Raw genomic sequence first — 26207 nt, 5'->3', positions numbered from 1 at the left:
TCTTGCTGAGGGGGTGGACGCCCAATGAGTTTCTCGCGGTCTCACGCAACGGTCGCATGACGGCGGCTTCGCCACGCCCTGAGTGGACGACAGCCGGCAGCTACGCCGCCCTGTTCGATTCCCTGCCGGACGCGGTCCTGGTGGTAGGCAGCGACGGCGTCATCACCCAGGTTAATGCCGCCGCGGAACGTCTCTTTGGCTACGGCAAGCTTCAGCTTGTGGGCCAGGACCACCGCATGCTCCTCGCCGAAGGCTACCGCAGCGGCTTCGACCGTCTCTTCGCCAGCCTGCGCAGCGAGTCCGGAGACATCACGGCCGCGCAGACCCCCTTCGAGTCCTATGGCCTGCGCAGCGACGGCACGGAGTTCCACGGCGAGGTGGCATGCTCGCTGCTGGACTCCGACGGCGGCCCATACCTGGTCGCATCAGTCCGGGCCACGTTCCATCGGCAGGAGGCCGATGCCGAGCTGCGCGAGGCGATGTCGCTGCTCAGCGCCACCCTCGAGTCGACGGCTGACGGGATCCTTGTGGTCGGCGTCGACGGCAAGATCGCCGGCATCAACGAGCAGTTCACCAAGATGTGGGGCATTCCCCGTGAGCTCATGGCCGCGGGAGACGATGCAGCGGTGATTGATTTCGTGCTTGGCCAGCTGTCGCACCCCGAGAGCTTCCTGGACAAGGTCAACGAACTGTACGCGCACCCGACCGCCGAAAGCCACGACACCCTGGAGTTCCTCGACGGCCGCACCTTCGAACGCTATTCACGGCCGCAGCGGGTGGGCAACCTGGTGGTGGGCAGGGTCTGGAGCTTCCGGGATGTCACGCCGCGGCGCCGGGCCCAGGAACAGGCCCGGCAAGCGATGGCGGATCTGGCCGAACAGGCAGAACAGCTGAAAGCCATGGCGTTCCAGGATCCGCTCACCGGGCTGGCCAACCGCAAGCTGTTCCATGACCAACTGTCCCAAGCGCTGCACAGCCGCAGCAGTACCCCCGTCGACGTCCTCCTCCTGGATCTCGACGACTTCAAGGAGGTCAACGACATTCTTGGCCACGCCGCCGGAGACCAGATGCTGGTGGAGGTGGCTCGCCGGCTGAGGGCCTGCGTCCGGCCGGATGACACGGTCGCCCGGCTGGGCGGTGACGAGTTCGTCGTGCTCCTGACCGGATCTGCGGATGCCGAGTCCGTCGCGGAACGCATCGTGCAGTCGCTCAATGTCCCGGTGTGGATCGAAGGGTCCATGCTGCGGCCCAGCCTGAGCCTGGGGATCGCATCGCTATGCGCGGACGCGGTGGCTGCGTCGGAGCTACTGCGCCGCGCGGATGTGGCCATGTACGCGGCCAAAGCCGCCGGCAAGAACCGGTACATGCGGTTCAAGCCGGAGATGATGACGGCCCTGGTGCAGCGGACGGACATGGAGGCGGGGCTGCGGCTCGCCGTGGACAACGACGAGATCCGTGTGAGCTACCAGCCGGTTGTTTCGCCGCGGCTGGGAGAGGTGATCCAGTTCGAGGCGCTGGCCCGGTGGGAGCGCGACGGCAGGAATGTCCCGCCGTCGCAGTTCATTCCGACGGCGGAGCGCAGCGGACTGATCTCTGCGATCGGCCTGCAGATGATGCGGGAAAGTTTCATCCAGCTGGGGCCCTGGCTAACCGGCGGCGCTGAGCGTTCTTTAGCCGTCAACGTGTCCGGTGTCCAGCTGCGGGACCGCGATTTCGCCGGCAACGTGCTGGGCATGGCCGAATCCCACGGCATGGATCCCCGGCAGCTGGTGCTGGAGGTGACGGAGAGCGTGTTTTTCGACGCCGACGACCACGTGATCGGTCAGCTCGCGAGTTTGCGCAGCGCCGGCGTGCGGGTCGCCCTCGACGATTTTGGCACCGGCTACTCGTCGCTGGGCCGGCTTCAGGACCTGCCGGTGGACGCGGTGAAGATTGACCAGTCCTTTGTCTCCATGGTCCGCACCGGGGCGGAGAAGCTGCCGATCCTCAGCTCCATGATCAACATGGCCCACAGCCTGGGCCTCAGCGTCACCGCAGAGGGCATCGAAACTGCCGAGCAGGCCGCCTACCTGACGCACCTGCAGTGCGACGCGCTGCAGGGCTACCTGTTCTCGGTTCCCGAGTCCGAGGCCGGCCTCGACCAGGCCATCAGCCGATCCGCCGAGGCGCTGCAGGCGCTTGAGGGACTCCGCCTGCGCCGCTGAGTTCCCACGCTCCCTCACCTTTCGCCGTGTTTGGACGGACCCTTCCTCACCTCTCGCCGCTGTAACCCACACCTCCCGCAGGGCCCTTCCTGAGGGGACCTTTTGCTCTGCCCTCAAGGTTTCATCAAGTAGGTCAAGTGACGATTAGTCAGGAGACCAGCTGTTGGGCACAGGGGGAAATATGAATACAAACCAGCCGATAGGGTGCCATAAGGCGATTCCCGCTGTGTCAGTCACGCGGCGGTACGGCAAGGGGATTGCTGTACTGAGCCTTCTGCTCCTGACAGCTTGCGGAAATGGTCAGGCGGCCAGCAGCAGTGTGATCGCGACCAAAGACGCTGCGGCCTCAGCCGCGCCGTCACCCACTGAACTTGCGTTGACTCCGTGCGCCATCGCGGACGAGCAGACCGCCCAGGGAGCGGACACCTTCATCTGCACGGAGGATGGACAAGGCCAACTCGTATGGCTTGAGGCATCCGCCTCCAAGGCAATAACGGAAAAGCGCGCTGCCGACGTTGCCGCCACGGCCGCAGCTGCAAAGGCGGCAGCCAAAGCCGCCGCGGAAAAAGCCGCGGCAAAGGCCGCTGCCGAAAAAGCCGCTGCCGAAAAGGCGGCTGCCGAGAAGGCCGCAAAACTCGCGGCGCAGCAGGCTGCCACCAAGAAGGCCGCGGACGCGGCCGCCGCAGCTGAGGCAGCCCAACGTGCAGCAGAAGCCAAGGCCGCGCAGGAAGCCGCAGCAGCCCAAGCGGCCGCGGACCAGGCTGCCCAGCAGGCCCTCGTTGCACCGCCCGCTGCGGCTGCACCGGCACCGTCCAATTGCGACCCGAATTACTCCGGCGCCTGCGTGCCTATCGCCTCAGACGTGGACTGCGCCGGTGGCAACGGCAACGGACCTGCTTATGTTCAGGGGCCCGTGACAGTCACTGGTTCGGACATCTACCGCTTGGACAGCAACAGCGACGGCGTAGGTTGCGAGGGCTGACCCGGTTCCTGTGGGGGCCACGGACGTCAGGCGTTGTCGAGTTCGGACGCATCCACTGGTTCGCCTGCACTGACGAGCTCCAAGCTGCGGTCCCAGAAGTCCCTCGCCAGCTCTGCGTCGTAGGCCTGCTTGTTGGCCTTCGCCAGCGCACGCTTGACATAAAAGGCGCCGGGAACCCAGTCTTGTCCGGGCGTAGAAGTAGCGAGCCAGACGAGCGTGTCAGCGCCCTGCTCGGGCGAGAGCAGGAAACGGTTCAGGACACTCTTGTAGGCATGGCGGAACCAGCTCGTGGACTCCGCTGCGAAGTTGGTCGCCACGACGCCGGGGTGGAAGGCAGCCACCGCAATGCCGTCCTTACCGTAGCGGTTCTGCAGTTCCGCGGTAAACAGGATGTTCGCCAGTTTCGCGGTGCCGTAGGCCCGATTTGTCGAGTAGCTCCGCTCGGAGTTGAGGTCCGACAGATCCAGCCGCCCGAATGCGTTGGCAGCGCTCGAAGTATTGATGATGGTGGCACGGCTGGCGGTGAGAACGTCCAGCAGCTCGGTCGTGAGCAGAAACGGCGCCAGGTGGTTGATCTGGAACGTCTTCTCATGGCCGTCGGGTGTCAGCTCGTGGCCGCGCATGATCCCGCCGGCGTTGTTCACCAAGACATCGATCCGCGGGTACCTTGCCCGCAGCGCCACGGCCAGGTCGCGCACCTGCGCCAGGTCCGCGAAGTCGCAGACGAAATAGTCAACGCCCAGCTCAGCGCCCACCGCCGCGGTCTTCTCCGGGGAACGCCCGACGACGACGATCCGCTCCCCAGCCCGGGCCAGGTTCCGCGCGGCCGCTGCCCCGATGCCGTCGCTGGCGCCGGTGATGACGATGGTGCGTTGGGGCATAAGGTGTCCTTTGCTGTGATTGACCGCTGATCCATGAGACGGTTCCCCACCTACAACGGCGCCCGGCCCGGACATGTTCCCCAGCCGGGCAGACTACCCGGACGCGGCCCATCTTCCAGCCGAACTGCGGAAGGGTTGGGCGAAACCCTGCAGGACGTGAGGACGCGTCCGCGGAAAAGCCGCAGGACGTGAGGACGCGTCCGCGGAAAAGCCGCAGGACGTGAGGACGCGTCCGCGGAAAAGCCGCAGGACGTGAGGACGCGTCCGCGGAAAAGCCGCAGGACGTGAGGACGCGTCGGGGAAAACGTTGCGGGATGTGAGGGAGGGTTTGGGGGTGGTGCGTTTGTTGGGCCCGTCGGAACCGGGCCCCGGTGTGACTGGTGGATTAGATGCGGGCGGGTTAACTGCGGGAGAGCCCCAACCAGTGAACTGGTTGGGGCTCTCGACCGTTTTAATGGTTGTCCGGCGGTGACCTACTCTCCCACACCCTCCCGGGTGCAGTACCATCGGCGCTGTGGGTCTTAGCTTCCGGGTTCGGAATGGGACCGGGCGTTTCCCCCACGCTATGACCGCCGTAACCCTGTGTCCCGTCCGCCCGGGGTGTGCCCGGGGAGGGGAAAACTGTGGTGTTACAACTGTGGTGTTGTATTTAGTTGTGTTGGTTCCTGAACCGTCAAACCCGGCGGGTTTGTTGGTTGGGAACCACATAGTGGACGCAAGCAGTCTTGTTTTCTTTTTACCGCCCCCTTGGGTGCAAACGCTTTTGAATCCGTTTGCGGGGGTGGTGTGTGGTGTAAGTTATCGGCCTATTAGTACCGGTCAGCTTCACGAGTCGTTAGTCCTCGCTTCCACATCCGGCCTATCAACCCAGTGGTCTGGCTGGGGGCCTCTCACACACAAGGTGTATGGAAATCTCATCTCGAAGCGAGCTTCCCGCTTAGATGCTTTCAGCGGTTATCCCATCCGAACGTAGCTAATCAGCGGTGCACTTGGCAGTACAACTGACACACCAGAGGTTCGTCCGTCCCGGTCCTCTCGTACTAAGGACAGCCCTTCTCAAATTTCCTGCGCGCGCAGCGGATAGGGACCGAACTGTCTCACGACGTTCTAAACCCAGCTCGCGTACCGCTTTAATGGGCGAACAGCCCAACCCTTGGGACCTACTCCAGCCCCAGGATGCGACGAGCCGACATCGAGGTGCCAAACCATGCCGTCGATATGGACTCTTGGGCAAGATCAGCCTGTTATCCCCGAGGTACCTTTTATCCGTTGAGCGACGGCCATTCCACAATGTACCGCCGGATCACTAGTCCCGACTTTCGTCCCTGCTCGAGATGTCTCTCTCACAGTCAAGCTCCCTTGTGCACTTACACTCGACACCTGATTGCCAACCAGGCTGAGGGAACCTTTGGGCGCCTCCGTTACTTTTTAGGAGGCAACCGCCCCAGTTAAACTACCCATCAGGCACTGTCCCTGACCCGGATTACGGGCCGAAGTTAGATGTCCAAAGTGACCAGAGTGGTATTTCAACGATGACTCCACCCGAACTGGCGTCCGGGCTTCAACGTCTCCCACCTATCCTACACAAGCCACTCCGAACACCAATACCAAACTATAGTAAAGGTCTCGGGGTCTTTCCGTCCTGCTGCGCGTAACGAGCATCTTTACTCGTACTGCAATTTCGCCGAGTTTATGGTTGAGACAGCGGGGAAGTCGTTACTCCATTCGTGCAGGTCGGAACTTACCCGACAAGGAATTTCGCTACCTTAGGATGGTTATAGTTACCACCGCCGTTTACTGGGGCTTAAATTCTCAGCTTCGCCTTGCGGCTAACCGGTCCCTTAACCTTCCAGCACCGGGCAGGAGTCAGTCCGTATACATCGTCTTGCGACTTCGCACGGACCTGTGTTTTTAGTAAACAGTCGCTTCCCCCTGGTCTCTGCGGCCCCGATCCCCCTCCCACCAGCAAGTGGTGTTCAAGGTTGGGGGCCCCCCTCTCCCGAAGTTACGGGGGCATTTTGCCGAGTTCCTTAACCATAATTCTCTCGATCGCCTTAGTATTCTCTACCTGATCACCTGTGTCGGTTTGGGGTACGGGCGGCTAAAACCTCGCGCCGATGCTTTTCTAGGCAGCATAGGATCACCGAATCCCCCCTTTACGGGAGTCCCGTCAGATCTCAGGCACATGAACAGCGGATTTGCCTACCGTTCGCCCTACATCCTTGGACCGGGACAACCATCGCCCGGCTCGGCTACCTTCCTGCGTCACACCTGTTAATACGCTTGCCTCCCAGGATCAGGTCCCGCGCTCCACCAAAACCCTTCACCCACAAGGGGTGTCGGGCAGGTCTCGGGCGGTTAGTATCCCCTGTTCAACATGGGCGGTTTTTCGCCGGTACGGGAATATCAACCCGTTGTCCATCGACTACGCCTGTCGGCCTCGCCTTAGGTCCCGACTTACCCAGGGCAGATTAGCTTGACCCTGGAACCCTTGATCATCCGGCGGACGGGTTTCTCACCCGTCTTTCGCTACTCATGCCTGCATTCTCACTCGTGTAGGCTCCACCGCTGGTTTACACCGCGACTTCACCGCCCACACGACGCTCCCCTACCCATCCACACTCCTGAACCACGAAGGCTTGGAAAACATGTGAATGCCACAACTTCGGCGGTGTACTTGAGCCCCGCTACATTGTCGGCGCGGAATCACTTGACCAGTGAGCTATTACGCACTCTTTTAAGGATGGCTGCTTCTAAGCCAACCTCCTGGTTGTCTTCGCAACTCCACATCCTTTCCCACTTAGCACACGCTTAGGGGCCTTAGTTGGTGGTCTGGGCTGTTTCCCTCTCGACTATGAAGCTTATCCCCCACAGTCTCACTGCTGCGCTCTCACTTACCGGCATTCGGAGTTTGGCTGACGTCAGTAACCTTGTAGGGCCCATTAGCCATCCAGTAGCTCTACCTCCGGTAAGAAACACGCAACGCTGCACCTAAATGCATTTCGGGGAGAACCAGCTATCACGAAGTTTGATTGGCCTTTCACCCCTACCCACAGCTCATCCCCTCCATTTTCAACTGAAGTGGGTTCGGTCCTCCACGACGTCTTACCGTCGCTTCAACCTGGCCATGGGTAGATCACTTCGCTTCGGGTCTAGATCACGCCACTGCAACGCCCTGTTCAGACTCGCTTTCGCTACGGCTTCCCCACACGGGTTAACCTCGCGACGTAACACTAACTCGCAGGCTCATTCTTCAAAAGGCACGCCGTCACAACTACAAGGCTGCTCCGACGGATTGTAAGCACACGGTTTCAGGTACTGTTTCACTCCCCTCCCGGGGTACTTTTCACCTTTCCCTCACGGTACTGGTCCGCTATCGGTCATTAGGGAGTATTTAGGCTTATCAGGTGGTCCTGACAGATTCACACGGGATTTCTCGGGCCCCGTGCTACTTGGGATACTCATCAAAGGCGGTGCACAGCATTACGGTTACGGGGCTCACACCCTCTACGGCCGGCCTTTCAAGACCGTTCACCTATACCAGCACTCACACCTCCCCGGTCCGGCAGAACCAGGACAACAAGTCCCACAACCCCGCCCATGCAACGCCCGCCGGCTATCACACATGGGTCGGTTTAGCCTGATCCGCGTTCGCTCGCCACTACTAACGGAATCACTGTTGTTTTCTCTTCCTGCGGGTACTGAGATGTTTCACTTCCCCGCGTTCCCTCCACGCACCCTATGTGTTCAGATGCGGGTCACCAGATCACTCGCGCGTCTGGCGGGGTTTCCCCATTCGGACACCCTGGGATCACAGTCCGGTTATCGACTCCCCCAGGCTTATCGCAGATTCCTACGTCCTTCTTCGGCTCCTAATGCCAAGGCATCCACCGTGTGCTCTTAAAAACTTGACCACAAAAGATCAAGGAGTAATTTTCGAGAGAACCACAGAAACCAACCACACCCAACAACCACACCCCGAAGAGTGCCATCATCACGCGCAGCCAGATCCAGGTTCATATTCTTGGAAATTGCTTCTTATAAAAGATGCTCGCGTCCACTATGTAGTTCTCAAACAACAACCCCGTACCACACACCCCACACACACCCCCCCAAAAGAGGCAACCGTGCGATCGGTGCAGCCAGGAAACCAGAAACAAACATCCCGGGAAAGAACCAAACCCTCCCCGGTCCTGTTGCCTCAGGACCCAACAGTGTGCCAAACACTACCCAACAACCACGAACCACCCGCGTTCCAGGACCAGCCCCCAAAGAGGAACCACTCCGTACTAACCAACGGCCCGTGCCACCAGGCACCTATTTGCTGATATTCCACCCATGAGCACCCGCCGCAGAACGATCGCCTGCGCAACGGGCCTTTACTCCTGACAAACCACACACCCCGCATACACGGAAAGCGTGGGCCTGTAGGTGCTCCTTAGAAAGGAGGTGATCCAGCCGCACCTTCCGGTACGGCTACCTTGTTACGACTTAGTCCCAATCGCCAGTCCCACCTTCGACGGCTCCCTCCCACAAGGGGTTAGGCCACCGGCTTCGGGTGTTACCAACTTTCGTGACTTGACGGGCGGTGTGTACAAGGCCCGGGAACGTATTCACCGCAGCGTTGCTGATCTGCGATTACTAGCGACTCCGACTTCATGGGGTCGAGTTGCAGACCCCAATCCGAACTGAGACCGGCTTTTTGGGATTAGCTCCACCTCACAGTATCGCAACCCTTTGTACCGGCCATTGTAGCATGCGTGAAGCCCAAGACATAAGGGGCATGATGATTTGACGTCGTCCCCACCTTCCTCCGAGTTGACCCCGGCAGTCTCCCATGAGTCCCCACCACTACGTGCTGGCAACATGGAACGAGGGTTGCGCTCGTTGCGGGACTTAACCCAACATCTCACGACACGAGCTGACGACAACCATGCACCACCTGTGAACCGGCCCCAAAGGAGAAACCACATTTCTGCGGCGATCCGGTCCATGTCAAGCCTTGGTAAGGTTCTTCGCGTTGCATCGAATTAATCCGCATGCTCCGCCGCTTGTGCGGGCCCCCGTCAATTCCTTTGAGTTTTAGCCTTGCGGCCGTACTCCCCAGGCGGGGCACTTAATGCGTTAGCTACGGCGCGGAAAACGTGGAATGTCCCCCACACCTAGTGCCCAACGTTTACGGCATGGACTACCAGGGTATCTAATCCTGTTCGCTCCCCATGCTTTCGCTCCTCAGCGTCAGTTAATGCCCAGAGACCTGCCTTCGCCATCGGTGTTCCTCCTGATATCTGCGCATTTCACCGCTACACCAGGAATTCCAGTCTCCCCTACATCACTCTAGTCTGCCCGTACCCACCGCAGATCCGGAGTTGAGCCCCGGACTTTCACGGCAGACGCGACAAACCGCCTACGAGCTCTTTACGCCCAATAATTCCGGATAACGCTTGCGCCCTACGTATTACCGCGGCTGCTGGCACGTAGTTAGCCGGCGCTTCTTCTGCAGGTACCGTCACTTTCGCTTCTTCCCTACTGAAAGAGGTTTACAACCCGAAGGCCGTCATCCCTCACGCGGCGTCGCTGCATCAGGCTTTCGCCCATTGTGCAATATTCCCCACTGCTGCCTCCCGTAGGAGTCTGGGCCGTGTCTCAGTCCCAGTGTGGCCGGTCACCCTCTCAGGCCGGCTACCCGTCGTCGCCTTGGTGAGCCATTACCTCACCAACAAGCTGATAGGCCGCGAGTCCATCCAAAACCGCAAAAGCTTTCCACCCCCCACCATGCGATGAGGAGTCATATCCGGTATTAGACCCAGTTTCCCAGGCTTATCCCAGAGTCAAGGGCAGGTTACTCACGTGTTACTCACCCGTTCGCCACTAATCCCCGGTGCAAGCACCGGATCATCGTTCGACTTGCATGTGTTAAGCACGCCGCCAGCGTTCATCCTGAGCCAGGATCAAACTCTCCGTTGAAAACAAACAGACACAACCGGAAACCACGGAAATAACGCGGAAACCAGCTGCACAAAATTTGAAACCAGCTAAAAACACCAGACCACACCACGGAGGCGGATAGGCCCGGCAAATTCAACCAATTTAATAAAAAATCGGTATCAACAAACTTGGCACACTATTGAGTTCTCAAACAACAGACACACCCGGCACCACCCAAACCAACGTTCAGGATCGCTCCGGAGCAACTTTTCAAACTTACCCGCTCCGGCGAAGCTTTGCAAATCGGCGTTTCCGCGATTTTCGCTTGCAGGGAGGTCCCGGCCCGTCCGCGGCACACTGTTGAGTGCGCCATTTTTCAGGCTGTTAGAAAGGGGGTCGGTCGCTATTTTTCCGCTTCAGCGGCGGCGACTCGAAAGACTCTACACGGCCGCCGGGGCGCGTGCAAATCGACGGGAGGCCAGCATGCATTAGCGGATAGCCGGCGTGCATCAGGCGCATGCAAGCGCAAAGGTGCACTGCGCCCACGTCCTCTCAGGGACCATCGAGCGGAGCGCCGGCGGCACCAGTCGTACCCACCAGTAGGCAGCGCGGGGGGATTGGTCTGCGCGTTACCCGCTCAACTAGACAGAACAGTCTGTCTCGCATAGGTTTCAGGTAGATCGCTGGCCCCATGGGCGGAGATCCGTTTATCGCTGAAGCAGAAACGGCGGATCAACGTGCATGCCTTAGAGGAGCCCAAAAATGGATGCCACCAAGTTTGACCAATTTATCGCCGAAGCCCTGACCACTGAGCGGGAAACCGACACAGTCCTTGGTCCTGACGAGCTTTACGGCCTCTACACCAGCTGGTGCCTGATCCACCAGTTGCAGCCGGCCGCCCCCAGCTCCCTGTTTACAGCGCTGAGGGAGCGCGGCATCGATCCAGACAACTGCGACCTGGCCATGACGGGTCCCGCAGCCGCTGACTACATACTGGCGAGCGCCCCCAGCCTTATCTAGGCCGGACCACAGAAAGAGCCGATGCAAATCGGCTCTTTCTGTATATCCAAAACTATGTATTCGGCGCACACTGCTGTCACAGCGCTTCACGGCACTAATATCGCCGGCCCTGCGGGCCAGGCGGGAAAATCAAGGTACCTCATGGCCGTACAACCCGGCATTGCAGAAGGCGCAATCATTGGCGAAAGGTACCGGGTGGTGGAACAGATTGGTTCCGGCGCCATGGCCAACGTGTACCGGGCCGTCGACCTGTCCCTCGAGCGCGATGTGGCCCTCAAGGTGATCAACAAAAGCAACGCCGCTCACGAAACAGCACGTGACGATGACGCCGAAGTCAAAGTCCTGGCGGCCCTGAACCACCACAGCCTCATCACGCTCCTCGACGCGGGGGTGGACCGCGAAGAGCCGGGCCGCACCCGCATTTACCTCGTCATGGAACTGGTGGAAGGCCCGGATCTCAAGCGCCGCCTCGCCGAAGGCCCGCTCTCCTCCCGGCACACGGCCCAAATCGGTTACGACGTGGCGGACGCCCTCGCCTACATCCACGAAAGCGGTGTGGTTCACCGGGACGTCAAGCCCGGCAACATCCTGGTCTTCGATTACCAGCACGACACCGCCCGCATCCACGCAAAGCTGACGGACTTCGGCATCGCGCTGATGGCTGACGCGCCGGACCTGCACGACGGCGGATTCCTTGGCACCGCAGGCTACCTCAGCCCGGAGCAGGCGAAGGCCGAGCCCATTGGCCCGCCCAGCGATGTCTACTCCCTTGGCCTGGTGCTGCTCGAGAGCCTGACCGGGCAGCAGGCCTTTCCCGGCGACCCCTTGCAGAGCGCCCTGGCCCGCCTCATGGACGACCCCCACATCCCGGAGGACGTCGAGCCCGAGTGGCGGCTCCTCCTGGCGGCCATGACCGCACGGAACCCGGAGGACAGGCCGTCGACCACCGAGGTGAGCCAGGCCCTGTATGAGCTGTCCCTGAGCAGCCGGGGAAAGCACAAGGTGGGCGCCACCGTCATTCCCGCCGACGAGGAAGCCCGGATGGAGGAAGTGCGCCGCTACAGCATCCTCGACACTCCCCCGGACGGCGCCTTCGACAGACTCACCGCGTTGGCTGCCAGGCTGTTCTCGGTACCGGTGGCCATCGTGTCGATAGTGGATCATGACCGGATCTGGTTCAAGTCCCACCACGGCCTGGACGTTCAACAGATCAGCAGGGGCCCGGGGCTCTGCGCATCGGCGATCCTGCAGGACGATCTCTGGGTGGTGGAGAACGCACCGGAGGACCCGCGGGCGCTGCTCAATCCGCTGGTCGCTGGCGAGTTCGGCCTGAAGTTCTACGCCGGCGCTCCCCTCAAAACGCGGAACGGCTTCAACCTGGGCACCCTCTGCATCCTGGACTTCGAGCCCCGCACCATGACCGACGAGGACAGTGCAAACCTGCGGGACCTGGCCGCGGTGGTCATGACCGATCTGGAACTGCGGCTTGAGGCAGCCGCCGGGATGCCTGCACCGCTGGATACCGGCGTCGTCACGTAGGGGCGTCCATAGCGCCGGATGCGGCCATGTAAGGACATAGCCTTTTTCGACGGCGGTCCCAAGCTTTCCCTAGGCTCCACCCACAACCATGGGGGCAGTCTGAAAGCGCAATTGGGAGCGAACATGGACTTGCATTTCGGCTTAGCTCCGGTCCCCAGCACACGGGAGGTCGGGCGTGGCTATTCTGGACATCCACATCAACGACGGATTCGTTCCCATGGTGGACGGATCGCTCGTCTACCACCGGGGCTTCGGGGAACGCCGGACGGCTTTGAACGATCCGAACCCGGCCGTGGCGATGAGCCCGAGGGTCATCACCGCGAACGGGCGGGTGGTGGCCAGCAGGACGTACCCGCTGGGCGCTCCTGTTCCGCCGCATGGGAGGCCCGCGCCGCTGCGGCCTGACCCGGCATTCCCCCGGCAGTTCCTTGCCCGGCAGGGCTATTGGGCCAGCTTCTTTCCGCCCCGGACGCTGATCGCCGAGACGGGCAGCATCATCGAGATCATGGTGCACAACAACCTGGCGCAGCCGCACGAGATGCGGTTCCACGGTGCCGGACCGGGCGGGGCGGACGTCGCCTCCGGGCCGGTCGCGCCGGGCGCATCGAAGCTCGTGCGGTTTCCAGCGCCCCGGCCCGGGACCTACATCTACACCGATCCGGGCAACCAGCCGGTGGAACGGACCCTTGGCCTGTACGGCGGCCTGGTGGTGATCGATCCCCGCAGCGCGTGGCGGCTCGCGCCCGGCGCGGCGGAGTTCGAACGCCAGTGGCTGTGGCTGTGCCATGACGTGGACTCGAACTGGGCGCGCATCGCATCGAGGGGCCAGAGGGTCGATCCACTCGCAACGCCGCCGGTGCCCGACTACTTCACCATCAACGGGTTCGCCGGGTTCCAGTCGCTGGCGGTTACCACTGATCTGGAGTTCAACGAGCGCCGGCATCAGGACACCCTGCCTTCAGGCCACCCTCGCGAGACCGATGTGCGAAACTTCAGCGCCTCCCCGTCAGCGGGTGCTATCCGCACCGGGCACCTCATGCGGATGCTCAATGCCGGCATCGTGGACCACCAGCTTCACTACCACGGCAACCATGTGTGGACGGTTCGCGCCAATGGCATCGATTTCCCACGGTCACACGGCCGGGTGTCGCCCCAGGGCGACGTCGTGCTCCAGCAGTGGGAGGACACCATCCAGCTGCAGCCGCTGGAACGCAAGGAGGCCATCCTCCCGGTCCGGCGGCCGCCGGAGGTGATCGACCAGGTATGGAACGCGAGGAACGAGGACTGGACCTACCCCATGCACTGCCACGCGGAGCCGTCGCAGACAGCCCGCGGCGGGCTGTACCCCGGCGGGCTGGTGGCGGACTGGGTGCTGGCAGCCCAGTCCGCCCCGGTGCAAGGGACGCCCCCTACGGCCGCGGATCCGCACCACACGTACCGAAGCCAGGTGGACTTCGCCTCGAACCAGCCCCACGAGGGCAGCCCGGAGACCGAGTTTCCGCTAAAGCCTGATGTATTCCTCGAGATGGACTTCTTCAACAGGAAGTTCACCTTCCCAGACGGCTCCGAGCATGAGATGTGGAGCTTCGAGGGCAACAAATTCGGGCGCCAGATCCCCGGCACCACGGTGCGGATGCAGGAGGGCCAACTGTTCCAGTCCACCATCAAGCCCAGCAAGAGGGTTCACACCATCCACTGGCACGGCATCGAACCCGACCCGAGGAACGACGGCGTGGGCCACACGTCCTTCGAAGTCACCGGGCACTACACGTACCAGTGGAGGCCGGACGTCGCTGAACGCGGCAACCCCAACCGTGGCTCGGCGGGAACCTACTTCTACCACTGCCACGTCAACACCCCGCTCCACGTCCAGATGGGCATGTTCGGCGCTATCGTCGTCGATCCCCGACCCAACCCCGCTGCACTGGCCCCCGCCGGTACCCGCCGTCATACTTTTGAAGGTCCCTTGTACGACATCGCCACGGAAACCCTGATCGCGCCCTATTCGCTCGATCCCCGGTGGCACGAACTGAACCACGCCGCGGGGCTCAACGGCGAGGACGCAGGGCTGAACCGCTTCGAGCCGAGGCACTTCTTCCTCCTGGGCGGCAACATCCCCACCCGGCCAAGAGGCGACGACATCGTCTGGGCCGTCTCCCAGATGCGCGCCAACGTCGTGCGGAACGGCAAGTACCCGACGCTGGTGCGCATGGTGAACGTCGACTACTTCCCAACCCTGACACGGATCACGGACGCGGCCGGCAGGCCCGCCAAGATTGCCGAACTGATCGCCCACGACGGCCGGCCATTCTGGACCACCCCCAGCCCCACAGGCGCCGCGGTCCAGCCCTCGACAGCCGGCCAGCCGCTCCTGACCCACATCATCAAGTCAGGCGCCGCCGAGAAGTTCGACTTCCTGCTGCGTCCGCCCGCCGCAGGAAAGTACACCATCAGCATCGATTTCCTGCACTGGATCACATCGGAGGTGCTCGCCACACGGACAGTTACGGTCACGGCTGCCTGACCGGTCCGTTCGGACCGGTCGTTAAAGCTCGACGGCGGGTGGACGCCAGCGTCGCCGGCCACCCGTCGTCGGGGTCACCACTAGCCGCCTACGTGGTGGATGGTGAACGCGGAGAGGAAGCCCACGGCGGCCACCAGGCCGGTGAGGTTGTGGTGCTCCTCGAAGGCCTCGGGGATCATCGTGTCGGCAAGCATGGCGAGAATCCCGCCGGCGGCAACGGCGGTGATGAAGGCGACCATGCTGTCGGGCGCGGTCTCGAGCGCCGTGTAGCCGAGCAGCGAGGCGAGCCCGCTCAGCAGGGCAATGCCGCCCCATACGCCGAAGACGTACTTGGCGCTGCGGCCGGCCTTCTTCATGCCTGCCGTGCTGGACAGCCCTTCCGGGACGTTGGAGATGAAGACGGCGGCGAGCATGGCCGGGCTCACGGTGCCGGCGGTGATGAGGCCCAGGCCGAGGACCACCGATTCCGGAATGCCGTCCAGGAGTGCCCCGACGGCGATGGCCGTGCCGCTGCCCGGATCGTCCTTTTCGGAGGGCTGCTGGTCCTTGGAGCGTTTCCGGTGCTTGGCTCCGGAGCGGGCCAGCAGCGCGTTCGCACTGACGTAGACCACCGCGCCGGCGAGGAAGCCGAGGACCGTTGGCCAGAGTCCCCCGCCCTGTACAGCCTCGTCCACGAGTTCGAAGGCCAGCGCGGAGATAAGCACGCCGGCGCCGAACGCCATGATTGAGGAGACAAGCTTGGCGGGGATGTTCCATTTCCAGGACAGTCCCGAGCCGAGAACCAGCGCACCGCCGGCCAGAGTTCCCCAAAACAGCGCCTGGGCCCACATGGGCATGGATGTCCACCTTCCCCGGCCACATGGCCCCGTTGAGCTTCGTCGGCGGAGGGGACGGCCCTGTTCAGGTACGCCCGCCCCCGGTCCATGAGCATTCTCGCAGACGCGAAGTATGAACCGGTGGCGGCAGGCCGCAGACGTGGCAGGTCAGTTACCGCCCGTCAGTTGCCGGGGCGGAGCCGGTGCCACCCGCGGGTGATGCTTGCCCAGATCGCCCACATGGTGGCCGCGGCTGCGGCGAGTGTCAGTGCAGCTGTAACGGTCTGGCCAGCGGCGACGTACCGGATGGTGAGTCCCGTAAGGTAGGCAAGCCCGACGGCGGCCGCCACGCCCACTGCGAACAGGACCAGCCCCGCTGCGGTGCGGAATGCGCGCTTCGCGGCCCTCGGTTCGGCGGCGGGGTTCGGTCCAATGCGGTCAGGGTCAGAGCGCTCAAAGTCTGGGCGCTCAAAGTCGGAGCGCTCAAAGTCGGAGCGCTCGAAGTCGGGGAGCTCAACCTCGGTCCGGCTCAGCTGCAGCAGGTCAGCGTTGCCGGCCTCAGCGGTCCCGCCGCCGTCGGCACTCAGGTGCGGACCGGCGTCGGGCACCACGGCGAGGTTGGCGCCGGGTGTTTCAGCTTCCGCGGAGTCGGTGCGGACGCGGCGGCCACGGCGGCGCTTGCCGATCGCCGTCGTCGGCCCTTCCCACACCTCGGCCAGAGTGGTGAAGCCGCGGCGGGCAGCGATGGCGAGCACGATCTGGGCGCAGGCCAGCGCGTGTGCCCGCGGCTCGTCCCGCTCAAGGGGCGGAAGTTCCAGCGCGGCCAGCACGTCGCTGAGGCGGTGCCGTGGCAGGGCCAGGTGGTCCTGCGCGAGGTGCAGCGCGCAGTAGAAGTCCTTGGCCGGCAGGTCCAGATGCTGGTGCTCGGTGGCTGTGCGCATCACGGAGGCGTCGTAGCCGGCATCGAAAGCCACGAGCGGATCCTCGGAGACGAACTGCAGAATGCCTTCGAGGGACATCTCCCAGTCCGCGGCGTTCTGGACGTCCGGTTCGGCGATGCCGTGGAGTTCCACGTTGATGGGGTCAAAGTCGTCGATGCCGGGCGGCGGCTTGATGAGCCACGATGCCGTGTCCACGATGCGCCCGTCCCGGACCTTCACCAGGCCGACGGCGCACGCGGAGCCGCGGTGGCTGTTTGCCGTCTCGAAGTCGATGGCCGTAAAACTGATTCCTGACATCCTTTGCCTCCCCAGGGCATTGCACGGGAGGTCCCAAGCGCCGTTGCTTGTGACCTCCCGCACATGACTTCGCTATTCTTGCAGACGGCATGCCGGATTACGTTCTGCCCGCGGAAATGTGACGTGCAGCATTCAATGGAAGGGCTGGCCGGAACTTAGCGTCCCGGGTTCGGATCCACAGCCTCGGTGGTCCCCAATCCGCCGTCGCTCTCCGCGCCGGCAGCGTCTTGGCCGTCGAACGTCGGAGTTGCCGCTTGGGTGAGCGGCTCATCATTTTGCGGCTGGTCCTTGTGTCGGGCTTCCTGAAGGTGAAGTTCCAGCTTCTCTTCCGCGTCCCGGCGGCGCTGACCAACCGTGCGCATCTGCTGGGTGGTGGGTGCCGCATGCGCGTGCAGGTGCGGCCCATGGTCCGGAAACAACTCACTCATAGTTGAATCGTCCCACCGGACGGGCCGGGTGACTACCCATCTGGTCCACCCGCGCGCTGGCGAGTAATTCCGCCGTTGCTGGGGGCAGAGCGGCCTGCCATTCTGGGTAAATCCCGCTTCCGACGGCGAACGAAAGGCAAGGCCATGCCGCTCTATCTGTCCAGATTCAGCTACACACCCGAGACGTGGGCACGGCTGATCAGCAACCCGGAAGACCGACGAAAGGCCGCACAGGCCTACATCGAATCGGTCGGCGGGAAGCTTCACGGATTCTGGTACGCCTTCGGCACCCACGACGGCTACAACCTTTGGGAGGCTCCGGACAACGTGTCCATGGCGGCCGTAGCACTGGCCATCAGCGGAGGCGGAGCGCTGGGCACATTCGAAACCACTGTGCTCCTAACGGTCGAGGAAACGATGGACGCAATGCGGCAGGCCGCCCGGATCAAGTACCAGCCTCCCGGCACCCCGGAGCAGCCCGGCACCCCAGAGCAGCCCGAGGTTACCGTCGACTGAGCAGGGCGCCGCCGTCGGAGCGGGCTTAGCGCTCCGGGTTCAGGTCCTTGCGGAAGATCACGGTGCCGTTCGCGTTGCGGAGGGTGACGGAGAAGACGTCGTCCTCACCAAGGTCCACATGGCCGAAGTACTGGCTTTCGCCGCTGCGCGGGGACTCGCCGGCGTAGGCGCCGGCCTTGGAGAAAACCACTTCCGGGCCGAACGTGCCGTCCATCTGGTTGGGACCGAAGCTTCCGGCGTTGATGGGGCCGCCGACGAACTCCCAGAAGGGGTCGAAGTCCTGGAAGGCGGCACGCTCGGGCGAGTAGTGGTGGGCGGCGCAGTAGTGCACATCCGCGGTGAGCCACACGATGTTTTTAACCCGGTTGCGCTTGAACGCGGACAGCACGCGCGCGATCTCGAGCTCCTTGCCCAAGGGGGCACCGGCGTCGCGGTTGGCGAGGGATTCCTGCGCTGCGGCCCCGTCTGGGACGATGATGCCGAGCGGGAGGTCCGCGGAGATCACCTTCCAGGTGGCTTTGGACTTGCTGACTTCACGGATAAGCCAGTCGGCCTGCTCCTGGCCGAGGATGTGGGTGAGGCGCGTTTCCTTGCCGTCGGTGTTGGGGTCCTTGAAGGCGCGCATGTCGAGGCAGAAGACATCCAGCTGCGGGCCGCGGGAGATCTTGCGGTAGATGCGGGCTGGTTCGAATCCGGTGCTGCCGTCGCTGAGCTGGGCGATGGGGTGGTATTCCTGCCAGGCCTGGCGGCCGCGGGCGGCCAGGACGTCCACGCGGCGCTCTGTGTAGCGGGAGTCGGTGAGGATTTCCCCGGGGTACCAGTTGTTGGTGGTTTCGTGGTCGTCCCACTGGGCGATGACCGGAACCTCGGCGTAGAGGGCCCGGATGTTCTTGTCCATGAGGTTGTAGCGGTGCCGGCCGCGGTATTCCTCGAGGGTCTCGGCCACCTTGGACACCTCCTCGGTGACGAGGTTGCGCCAGATCTGGCCGTCGGGCTCGGTGACATGGGCGGCGATGGGGCCGTCCGCGTAGATGGTGTCGCCGGAGTGGATGAAGAAGTCCGGCTTGGTGGCGAGCATGGCAGCATACCCGCGCATGCCGCCGATCTCCTCGTTGATGCCCCAGCCCTGGCCGGCGGTGTCGCCGGTCCACACGAAGCTCTGGCCGCGCTTCGTCCCGCCGCTGCGGGACCAGGGGCTGTTGGCCTTCGAGCCGGGCGGAGTGCTGAATGAGCCGCGGGCGGTCTCGCCCGCGTTGCCGTCCGGGTCCTCGAAGTGCATGGCGAGCGCAAAGCTCGTGCCCGGCGGCAGGCCGCGGGCGTGGATCTTGGAGGTGAAGTCGGTGGCATCGCTGGCAGCGGTGCCGCGCAGCACACGGCTGAAGGCGCGGCTGCCGCGGAGCGCGGACCCGTCCTCGCCCACCGCGACCAGGTTGGCCACCAGCCGGCCTGCGCCTGACGCGCGGGACCACAGGACGCCCGAGTTGGCGGTGACGTCTCCAGTGGAGATGCCGGACGGCAGGGTCAGGCGGTTGCGGACCAGGGGAACCGCGGCAGGACGGGCGGCGTGCGCCGGGACCACCAGCGAAGGGGCGACGGCGGCGGCACCGGCAGCGGCGATGGCACCTTTGAGGACGATTCGGCGGGAGAGAGCAGTCATGAGGCCCATGCTTGACGGGCCGGGTTAAGGGCTGGCGACGGCGGGGTGAACCGGGTGGATCACGGCGGTGACGGAGTGCCGCAGAACCAAGCCGGCCGCCCGCCGTCGTACATTCCTGTAAAAAACCTCAGCGGGACGGGACCTCGTCCACGAACGCCACCGGCGCCACGGCCTGCTGGTAGAGCTTGAGGGCGTCGGCAACGGCCAGGTTGCCGAAGCTCAGGGACAGCTGCAGGCCTTCCAGCTGGGCATTGGCACTCTCGGCGGCACTGACCTTCTCGCCCAGGGCGCGGGAGTTCGCGAAGTTGGTGGCCAGCGCGGCAGCGACCGAAAAAATCACGGCCGCCAGACAGAGGAACCGCCATACCACTGAGTCTTCCTGCAGCCGGAAGATGCCCTGGATCGCCTCGGTGAATCCCGTTCCTCCCACGGCCGGGCCGGCGGTAAGCATGGCCGCCAGGGCGCTGCCCACGATACTGATGTTGGAGAGCCTGTTCCGGCGCGGCCGCTCTCGCCCCAGGTAGGTGCGGATGGCCCGCTGCTTCTGGTCAATGCGGTCGGACAGCCGTTGGCGCGTATCCGCGGATTCATCCATGGTCTGCTACAACCCTTCTCCCCCCCGGTCGACGTTTGGTTCAGGATCCCACCGCCCTGAATTCCGGTCCAGACTCGGCTGCTCCAGCCCCGCCGTCGGACACTGAGCAGCAAGGCTTCAACCAGAGTTGTGCCACAGCCTCAGAGAGACCGCAGCCGCGGAAGGAGGAATGAGCAAGGAGCGGGAGAACGCGCGGGTCATTCGACGGCGGCCTCCTGCGTGGCTGCCGCCGGTCCCCGTCAGCGTGCGGGTACCTCGCCTACGAAGGCCACGTGGGAAACAAACTGCTTGTACAGCATCGCTGCCTCGTCAGTCGCGATATGGCCGAAGCCGAGGGACAGCTGCAGCCCTTCCAGCTGGGCGATCGCCGTCTCCGCCGCGGTGACCTTTTCGGCCATTGCCTGGGAGTTCGCAAAGTTCGTGGCGAGCCCTGCCCCGACGGACAGAATCACCGCTCCCAGGCAAAGGACCCGCCACACCACAGAAGCGTCGTTCAGGGAGAACATGGCCTGGACTGATGCGGTGAACCCTGTGCCCCCGAACGCCGGACCGGCTGTGAGCATTGCCGCCAGCACGCTCCCGACGACGCTGAATTCCGTCAGCTTGTGCCGGCGCGGCCGCAGCCGTTCCAGGTAGGAGCGGAGTTCCGACTGTTTCTCTTCGATGCTGCCGGACAGCCGTTGGCGCGTCTCCGGCGAGTCGTCCATGGCGTATCGGCCTCCCTCTCCGACGGTATTTTCGATCAGGATCCCACCGGCGGGCGTGCCGGTCCAGAGGCGAGATGCTGGGGCATCGCCGCCCCGCCTGACCCGATGAGCCCCGAGTTCGCCGGAACGCGTCGACGACGCCGGAAGCTTCCGGCGTGCGGGCAGGTCTCCCGCGAATTCGTGAAAGCGGCCAAGGGCCAAGGCACGGCCTCAACCACTCCGCATCGAGGGAGACAGGTCTGTCTCTCTGTCGGCCTCAGGCAGGCTTGTGTAGCTTAATTCCACGGGACTGCAATGGCGCAGCCTGAGCTGGGGCACGGGATGAGAGGCGACGACTATGGCAAAGACGACCGGAGCGGCACCAAAGCTGGCCAGGGCATTGGCCGCCGTCCTGGGTACCGGGGAGTTCGGCACGGGAGAACCGGGAACCGACCAGATACCCGTCCGGCTGCGGGCCTGGGACGGCTCCGAAGCAGGCCCCGCTGATGCGCCGCTGATCGAGTTCACGTCGCGCCGGGCGCTGCGGCGGATCCTCTGGTCGCCCGGGCAGTTGGGCCTGAGCCGGGCGTACGTCGCCGGTGAAATCACCGCACACGGCAACATCTTCGAGGCCTTCGCCGCCCTGAGTTCCGCCGGCAAGTTCGCCGAGCCGGGCCCGTTCAGCCCGCCGGCGCCACGGGAACTCTGGACGCTGCTGAAAACCGGCATCCGGCTCGGCGCCCTGGGCCCCAACCCCGCTCCCCCGCCGGAGGAGGCGAAGGTGGAAAAGCACGGCCGCAGGCACTCGAAGAAGCGGGACGCCGCTGCAATTTCACACCATTACGACGTCGGCAACGACTTCTACCGGCTGGTTCTCGGCCCGTCGATGGTGTATTCCTGCGCTGTCTGGTCCGACGAAAGCGAGAGCCTGGAGGAAGCCCAGGAGGAGAAGCTCGATCTGGTCTGCCGCAAGCTGGGCCTGCAACCCGGCCAGCGTCTGCTGGACGTCGGCTGCGGCTGGGGCAGCTTCGCCCTGCACGCCGCCGAGCGGTACGGCGTCACCGTCGTCGGAATCACCATCTCCACCGAACAGGCCGAGCTGGTCCGCAAGCGGGTCGCCGAAGCCGGACTGACGGACCGAGTGGATATCCGCGTCCAGGACTACCGCGACATCGACGACGGCCCGTTCGACGCGATCAGCTCCATCGGCATGTCGGAGCACGTGGGCCGCGAGCAACTGGACCGTTACGTCTCGAAGCTCCACGGCCTGCTCCGCCCGGGCGGCCGCATGCTCAATCACGCCATCTCCTGGAACGCCGGGCCCACCGAGGACGATCCCGATTCCTTCATCCCCCGCTACGTCTTCCCCGACGGCCAGATGCTCAGCCTTTCCGAGGTCATGACGGCGCTGGAGGGCGGCGGCTTCGAGGTGCTGGACGTCGAGGCCCTCCGTCGGCACTACGCCCTGACGCTCCGCGCATGGGTCAAGAACCTGGAGGAGAACTGGGACGAGGCCGTGCGGCTCACAACGGACGGCCGCGCCCGCATCTGGCGGCTGTACATGGCGGCCAGTGCACTCGGCTTCGAAAGCGGCCTCACCGGCGTGAACCAGGTGCTGGTGCAGAAGCCGGGCGGCCAGGAACCGCCGCTGCGGCTGAGGGAATGGACCGCCGGCTAAGCCTGTCGAAAACAAGTAACCCCGGTCACGCCTCGACAAGCTCGATCAGCGGCTGCGTCGAAAACAAGAAACCCACATAAGGAGCAAGGACAATGGCTAACATTCTGATGGTCGTCTCGGCGGCCGATTCGCTGACCATGAAGGATGGCAGCCAGCACCCCACCGGATTCTGGGCCGAGGAGCTGGTGGTGGCGCACCGGACCCTGCAGCAGGCCGGGCACAACGTGGATTTCGCCACCCCCGGCGGCGTCAAGCCCACGGTGGACAAGCTCAGTCTGCAGGCTGAGACGGTGGGCAGCGAGGAGCGGGCAGAGGACTTCCGCACCTATCTGGAGATGATCGACGTCGACCTCTTCGCACCGCTAGTGCTGGCCGACGTCGACATGTCCGGGTACGACGCCGTGGTCCTGCCGGGCGGCCACGGCCCCATGGCGGACCTCTTCCAGGACAAGGATCTCGGCCGGATCCTCGTGGAGGCCGACGGCGTCGGCAAGATCATCGCCCCCTTCTGCCACGGCCCGGCGGGCCTGCTCAGCGCCACGGCCGACGACGGCGCGTTCGCTTTCGCGGGCCGCAAGCTGACGGTGTTCGCTAACTCAGAGGAACTGGGCGGCGGCACCGGGGAGAACACGCCGTGGCTGGTGGAGACGGCGCTGCGGGAGAAGGGCGCCAACGTGGAAACCGGCCCGGACTGGGCAAGCCACGTGGTGCGCGAGGGCAACCTCATCAGCGGCCAGAACCCGCAGTCCAGCGAGGACGTGGCCAAGGAGGTTATCAAGGCCCTCGTCGAGTAGGTCAGACAGCAACGCGGGGTCAGATATCGCCCGATCGCGGCAGCGGATTGGGCGACATCTGACCCCGCGTTGGATTGGAACGGCTGGATTAGAAGGCCGGCGCCCTCAGTCGCCCATGCCGGGCTGGACGCGCACGAAGTCGACCTTGTTTCCGGGGTTGGTCCGGCTCTTCTGGTTACGCGAGAACCTCTTCGCGTCCAGATGGTTCTGCGCGCGGAACTCGGCCAGCGCTTCGTCGTACGCCTGGTTGAGCCGCTGGCCGGAGACTTCCTCCACTGTGCCGTCGGAAAACGTGACGGAGACGCGGATGCTCTCCGGGAAGTGCCGGTTCATCCGGATGAAGCCTTCGGAATCCTGCTGGAGAGTAATCAATGTGGTCCGCCTTTGTGGTTGGGGGTTCCAGTCTGCCCCACTTTTGCAGGATCAGCGGACACAAGTACGACGGCGGGGAGGCCGGCAGATCTGCCGGCCTCCCGCCGTCGTACTAAAGAAAGTGGCGGTAAGTGAAGCTAGCCCGCCAGCCCCGCGACACCGAAGATGGTCGCGGCGATGGCGAAGCCCATCACACCGATCAGGGTTTCCATAACGGTCCAGGTCTTCAGGGTGGTCTTGACGTCCATGCCGAAGAAGCGGCCCACCAGCCAGAAGCCGGAGTCGTTCACGTGCGAGACCACCACGGAACCGGCAGCCACGGCGATCACCAGGGCAGCGATCTGCATGCCATTCAGCCCGGCGGTCGCCACAGCGGGAGCGATGAGGCCGGCGGTGGTGGTGAGGGCGACGGTGGCCGAGCCCTGGGCGATGCGAAGGATGGACGAGATAAGGAAGCCGGCGAGGATCAGCGGGATGCCCATGTTGCCCAGCACGTCAGCCAGAGCGTCGCCGATGCCGGACGTGCGCAGGACGCCGCCGAACATGCCGCCCGCGCCGGTGATGAGGATGACGGAGCAGACAGGTCCCAGCGAGGATTCGAGCAGCTTCTCCAGCGCGCCGTTGTGGACGCCGCGGCGGGCCCCCAGGACGAACATCGCCACGATGACGGAGATGAGCAAGGCCACGGGTGTTTCACCCAGGGTGCGCAGCACCTGGAACCACTGTTCGTTCTTCGCGGATGCCGGCAGCACACCGGAGGCGGCCAGGGTGTTCAGGCCCGTGTTGATGAAGATCAGGACGAGCGGCAGAAGCAGCAGTCCAATAATGGTGCGGAAGCGCGGCGGGTGGGATTCGGCCTCGGCGGAGGCGTGGCCCAGCAGTTCCGGAACCGGGAGGTGCAGCTTCTTGCCGGTCCACAGGCCGTACAGGTACGCCGTGACGTACCAGGTGGGGATGGCCGTGAGGAGGCCGGCGATGGTCACCAGGCCGATGTTCGCTTCAAAGAAGGCCGACGCGGAGACGGGACCGGGGTGGGGCGGCATGAAGATGTGCATCACGGAGAACGCGCCGGCAGCCGGGAGGCCGTAGCGCAGCACTCCCCCGCCCAGGCGGTGGGCCACGGCGAAGACCACGGGCAGCATGACCACCAGGCCGGCGTCGAAGAAGATGGGGAAGCCGAAGATCAGGGAGGCCAGGCCCAGCGCGAACGGGGCGCGCTTTTCACCGAAGATGCCGATCAGGTAGTCGGCCAGCACTTTCGCGCCGCCGCTGGTTTCCACGATGCGGCCCAGCATGGCGCCCAGGCCCACGAGCAGCGCCACGGTTCCGAGGGTTGTCCCGAAGCCGTTGACAAGCACCGGGACCACCTGGTTAGCGGGGATTCCGGTGGCGAAGGCCGTAGCGAGGCTGACCAGGATCAGTGCCAGCAGCGCGTGCATGCGCAGCCTGATGATCAGGAACAGCAGGACGCCGATCGCCGCGGCCGCGATGAGCAGCAGCGGTCCTGCGCCCATCGTTTGTGTCCATCCTTCGATGGTCATGGTTCTCCTTTGAAACAGATGTGTTGGGGATAGGGGCTGAGCCTCAGAAGGCACGGCCCCCGGTTGGTGCAGCTAGTTGGCGCCGGGCGCCAGGTTGGAGGGGAGCTCCTTCGCCGGGAGCTGCAGTGCGGCCAGGATGGCGGCGATGAGTTCCTCTGGCGAGCGGGTGATGTCGAGGCGGAGGCTTCCGGCCTCAAGTTCTTCGGCGGTCAGCGGTTCCAGGGTGGCCAGCTGGCTGGGCAGGAGCGTGGGCGGCATGAAGTGGCCTTCGCGTCCCTGCATCCGCTGGCTGATCAGCGCAGCGTCGCCGTGCAGGTGGATGAAGAGCACGCGGCCTTCGGCTTCGGCCAGCAGCTTGCGGTAGCTCTGCTTGAGGGCCGAGCACGTGAGCACGGTGCTCTGGCCGGCACGTGCCTGTTCGGTCATCCAGTTCTGGATCTGCTGCAGCCAGGGCCAGCGGTCCTCGTCCTGCAGCGGGGTGCCCTGGCTCATCTTGTCGATGTTGGACTGCGGGTGGAACTCGTCCGCCTCCGCGGATGCCCAGCCGAGGTGCTTGGACAGGGCCGCGGCGATCGTGGACTTGCCCGAACCGGCAACGCCCATCACCACCAGATGCGTGGCTGGATACTGCATGTTTACCTCCGAAGAAGACGTCTTTGGCTTGTGGAAGAAGCTCAATCTGCAGCCCGACTCGAACTGCGCTGGAGATAAGGTATCACCAATTCACCGCAAAGATACTATCTTTGGGTGTCACAGGTCATACCTTTGGCATCTTCTTCCGGTACTCTGGAGGGGCGCCTCAGCGCAGA

At 63.9% G+C, this 26207-nt stretch carries 18 protein-coding genes and 3 rRNA genes; 8 read left to right on the top strand and 13 right to left on the bottom strand.

What is annotated here, in order from left to right; translation table 11 throughout:
* The first annotated feature begins 56 nt into the window (after positions 1–56).
* Positions 57–2204 carry a putative bifunctional diguanylate cyclase/phosphodiesterase gene (locus tag ACHMXB_RS01680; protein WP_395402231.1) on the top strand — a complete coding sequence of 716 codons (2148 nt, stop codon included), beginning with the start codon at positions 57–59 and terminating at the stop codon, positions 2202–2204.
* 319 nt (positions 2205–2523) lie between these two features.
* A complete protein-coding gene (locus tag ACHMXB_RS01675; RefSeq protein ID WP_395402229.1) occupies positions 2524–3186 on the top strand; it encodes a hypothetical protein in 663 nt (220 codons plus the stop codon).
* A gap of 26 nt (positions 3187–3212) precedes the next feature.
* Here ACHMXB_RS01675 and ACHMXB_RS01670 read toward each other — a convergent pair whose 3' ends face one another.
* From ACHMXB_RS01670 to ACHMXB_RS01655, 4 genes are all read right to left on the bottom strand, one after another.
* Complete coding sequence (locus tag ACHMXB_RS01670) at positions 3213–4067, bottom strand: SDR family NAD(P)-dependent oxidoreductase (RefSeq protein WP_395402227.1); 855 nt, start codon at positions 4065–4067, stop codon at positions 3213–3215.
* Positions 4068–4527: 460 nt separating this feature from the next.
* Positions 4528–4644: ribosomal RNA gene (gene rrf, locus ACHMXB_RS01665) — 5S ribosomal RNA — on the bottom strand.
* 211 nt (positions 4645–4855) lie between these two features.
* Positions 4856–7981 (bottom strand): 23S ribosomal RNA (locus ACHMXB_RS01660).
* Positions 7982–8509: 528 nt separating this feature from the next.
* A 16S ribosomal RNA gene (locus ACHMXB_RS01655) occupies positions 8510–10034 on the bottom strand.
* The 16S, 23S and 5S rRNA genes sit together here, the layout of an rRNA operon.
* Positions 10035–10757: 723 nt before the next feature.
* Here ACHMXB_RS01655 and ACHMXB_RS01650 point away from each other — a divergent pair.
* The 3 genes from ACHMXB_RS01650 to ACHMXB_RS01640 all read left to right on the top strand — a co-directional run bounded on the left by ACHMXB_RS01650 (position 10758) and on the right by ACHMXB_RS01640 (position 15078).
* Positions 10758–11015, top strand: coding sequence for a hypothetical protein (locus tag ACHMXB_RS01650; RefSeq protein ID WP_395402225.1), 258 nt, complete (start codon positions 10758–10760; stop codon positions 11013–11015).
* A 141-nt stretch (positions 11016–11156) separates the two neighbouring features.
* Positions 11157–12554 (top strand): GAF domain-containing serine/threonine-protein kinase, encoded by a 1398-nt coding sequence (locus tag ACHMXB_RS01645; RefSeq protein WP_395402223.1) that lies wholly within the window; start codon positions 11157–11159, stop codon positions 12552–12554.
* 175 nt (positions 12555–12729) lie between these two features.
* Positions 12730–15078 (top strand): multicopper oxidase domain-containing protein, encoded by a 2349-nt coding sequence (locus ACHMXB_RS01640; protein ID WP_395402221.1) that lies wholly within the window; start codon positions 12730–12732, stop codon positions 15076–15078.
* An 80-nt stretch (positions 15079–15158) separates the two neighbouring features.
* On the opposite strand, the gene ACHMXB_RS01635 is transcribed toward ACHMXB_RS01640, so the two are convergent.
* The 3 genes from ACHMXB_RS01635 to ACHMXB_RS01625 form a co-directional block, all read right to left on the bottom strand.
* Positions 15159–15914, bottom strand: coding sequence for a ZIP family metal transporter (locus ACHMXB_RS01635; protein WP_395402219.1), 756 nt, complete (start codon positions 15912–15914; stop codon positions 15159–15161).
* A 161-nt stretch (positions 15915–16075) separates the two neighbouring features.
* Positions 16076–17131 carry a hypothetical protein gene (locus tag ACHMXB_RS01630; protein ID WP_395402217.1) on the bottom strand — a complete coding sequence of 352 codons (1056 nt, stop codon included), beginning with the start codon at positions 17129–17131 and terminating at the stop codon, positions 16076–16078.
* A 155-nt stretch (positions 17132–17286) separates the two neighbouring features.
* Positions 17287–17559 (bottom strand): hypothetical protein, encoded by a 273-nt coding sequence (locus tag ACHMXB_RS01625; RefSeq protein ID WP_395402215.1) that lies wholly within the window; start codon positions 17557–17559, stop codon positions 17287–17289.
* A gap of 144 nt (positions 17560–17703) precedes the next feature.
* Between ACHMXB_RS01625 and ACHMXB_RS01620 the strand changes: the two genes are divergently transcribed.
* Positions 17704–18075, top strand: a complete 372-nt coding sequence (locus tag ACHMXB_RS01620) for a GYD domain-containing protein (RefSeq protein WP_395402213.1) — start codon at positions 17704–17706, stop codon at positions 18073–18075.
* A 25-nt stretch (positions 18076–18100) separates the two neighbouring features.
* Here ACHMXB_RS01620 and ACHMXB_RS01615 read toward each other — a convergent pair whose 3' ends face one another.
* The 3 genes from ACHMXB_RS01615 to ACHMXB_RS01605 all read right to left on the bottom strand — a co-directional run bounded on the left by ACHMXB_RS01615 (position 18101) and on the right by ACHMXB_RS01605 (position 21034).
* Positions 18101–19741, bottom strand: coding sequence for an alkaline phosphatase D family protein (locus ACHMXB_RS01615; RefSeq protein ID WP_395402211.1), 1641 nt, complete (start codon positions 19739–19741; stop codon positions 18101–18103).
* A 118-nt stretch (positions 19742–19859) separates the two neighbouring features.
* Positions 19860–20327, bottom strand: a complete 468-nt coding sequence (locus tag ACHMXB_RS01610; protein WP_395402209.1) for a hypothetical protein — start codon at positions 20325–20327, stop codon at positions 19860–19862.
* Between the two features lie 239 nt (positions 20328–20566).
* Positions 20567–21034 (bottom strand): hypothetical protein, encoded by a 468-nt coding sequence (locus tag ACHMXB_RS01605; protein WP_395402207.1) that lies wholly within the window; start codon positions 21032–21034, stop codon positions 20567–20569.
* Positions 21035–21371: 337 nt separating this feature from the next.
* On the opposite strand from ACHMXB_RS01605, the gene ACHMXB_RS01600 reads away from it, so the two are divergent.
* Together ACHMXB_RS01600 and ACHMXB_RS01595 are read left to right on the top strand one after the other, a co-directional pair.
* The gene (locus ACHMXB_RS01600) at positions 21372–22691 is read left to right on the top strand and encodes a class I SAM-dependent methyltransferase (protein ID WP_395402205.1); all 1320 of its coding nucleotides are present in this window, start codon (positions 21372–21374) and stop codon (positions 22689–22691) included.
* A gap of 92 nt (positions 22692–22783) precedes the next feature.
* On the top strand, positions 22784–23485 hold the full coding sequence (locus ACHMXB_RS01595; RefSeq protein WP_395402203.1) for a type 1 glutamine amidotransferase domain-containing protein: 702 nt from the start codon (positions 22784–22786) through the stop codon (positions 23483–23485).
* 105 nt (positions 23486–23590) lie between these two features.
* Here the strand turns inward: ACHMXB_RS01595 and ACHMXB_RS01590 are convergent, their stop codons facing one another.
* From ACHMXB_RS01590 to ACHMXB_RS01580, 3 genes are all read right to left on the bottom strand, one after another.
* Positions 23591–23857, bottom strand: a complete 267-nt coding sequence (locus tag ACHMXB_RS01590; protein ID WP_395402201.1) for a hypothetical protein — start codon at positions 23855–23857, stop codon at positions 23591–23593.
* A gap of 137 nt (positions 23858–23994) precedes the next feature.
* Positions 23995–25398 carry a GntP family permease gene (locus ACHMXB_RS01585; RefSeq protein ID WP_395402199.1) on the bottom strand — a complete coding sequence of 468 codons (1404 nt, stop codon included), beginning with the start codon at positions 25396–25398 and terminating at the stop codon, positions 23995–23997.
* Between the two features lie 72 nt (positions 25399–25470).
* Positions 25471–26031 carry a gluconokinase gene (locus ACHMXB_RS01580; protein ID WP_395402197.1) on the bottom strand — a complete coding sequence of 187 codons (561 nt, stop codon included), beginning with the start codon at positions 26029–26031 and terminating at the stop codon, positions 25471–25473.
* Between the last annotated feature and the right edge of the window lie 176 nt (positions 26032–26207).

This window comes from Arthrobacter sp. UC242_113 (assembly GCF_044054585.1).
Lineage (GTDB): Bacteria > Actinomycetota > Actinomycetes > Actinomycetales > Micrococcaceae > Arthrobacter.
Note: the sequence above shows the minus strand (reverse complement) of the source record. Positions and strands in the feature narration are given on the sequence as shown.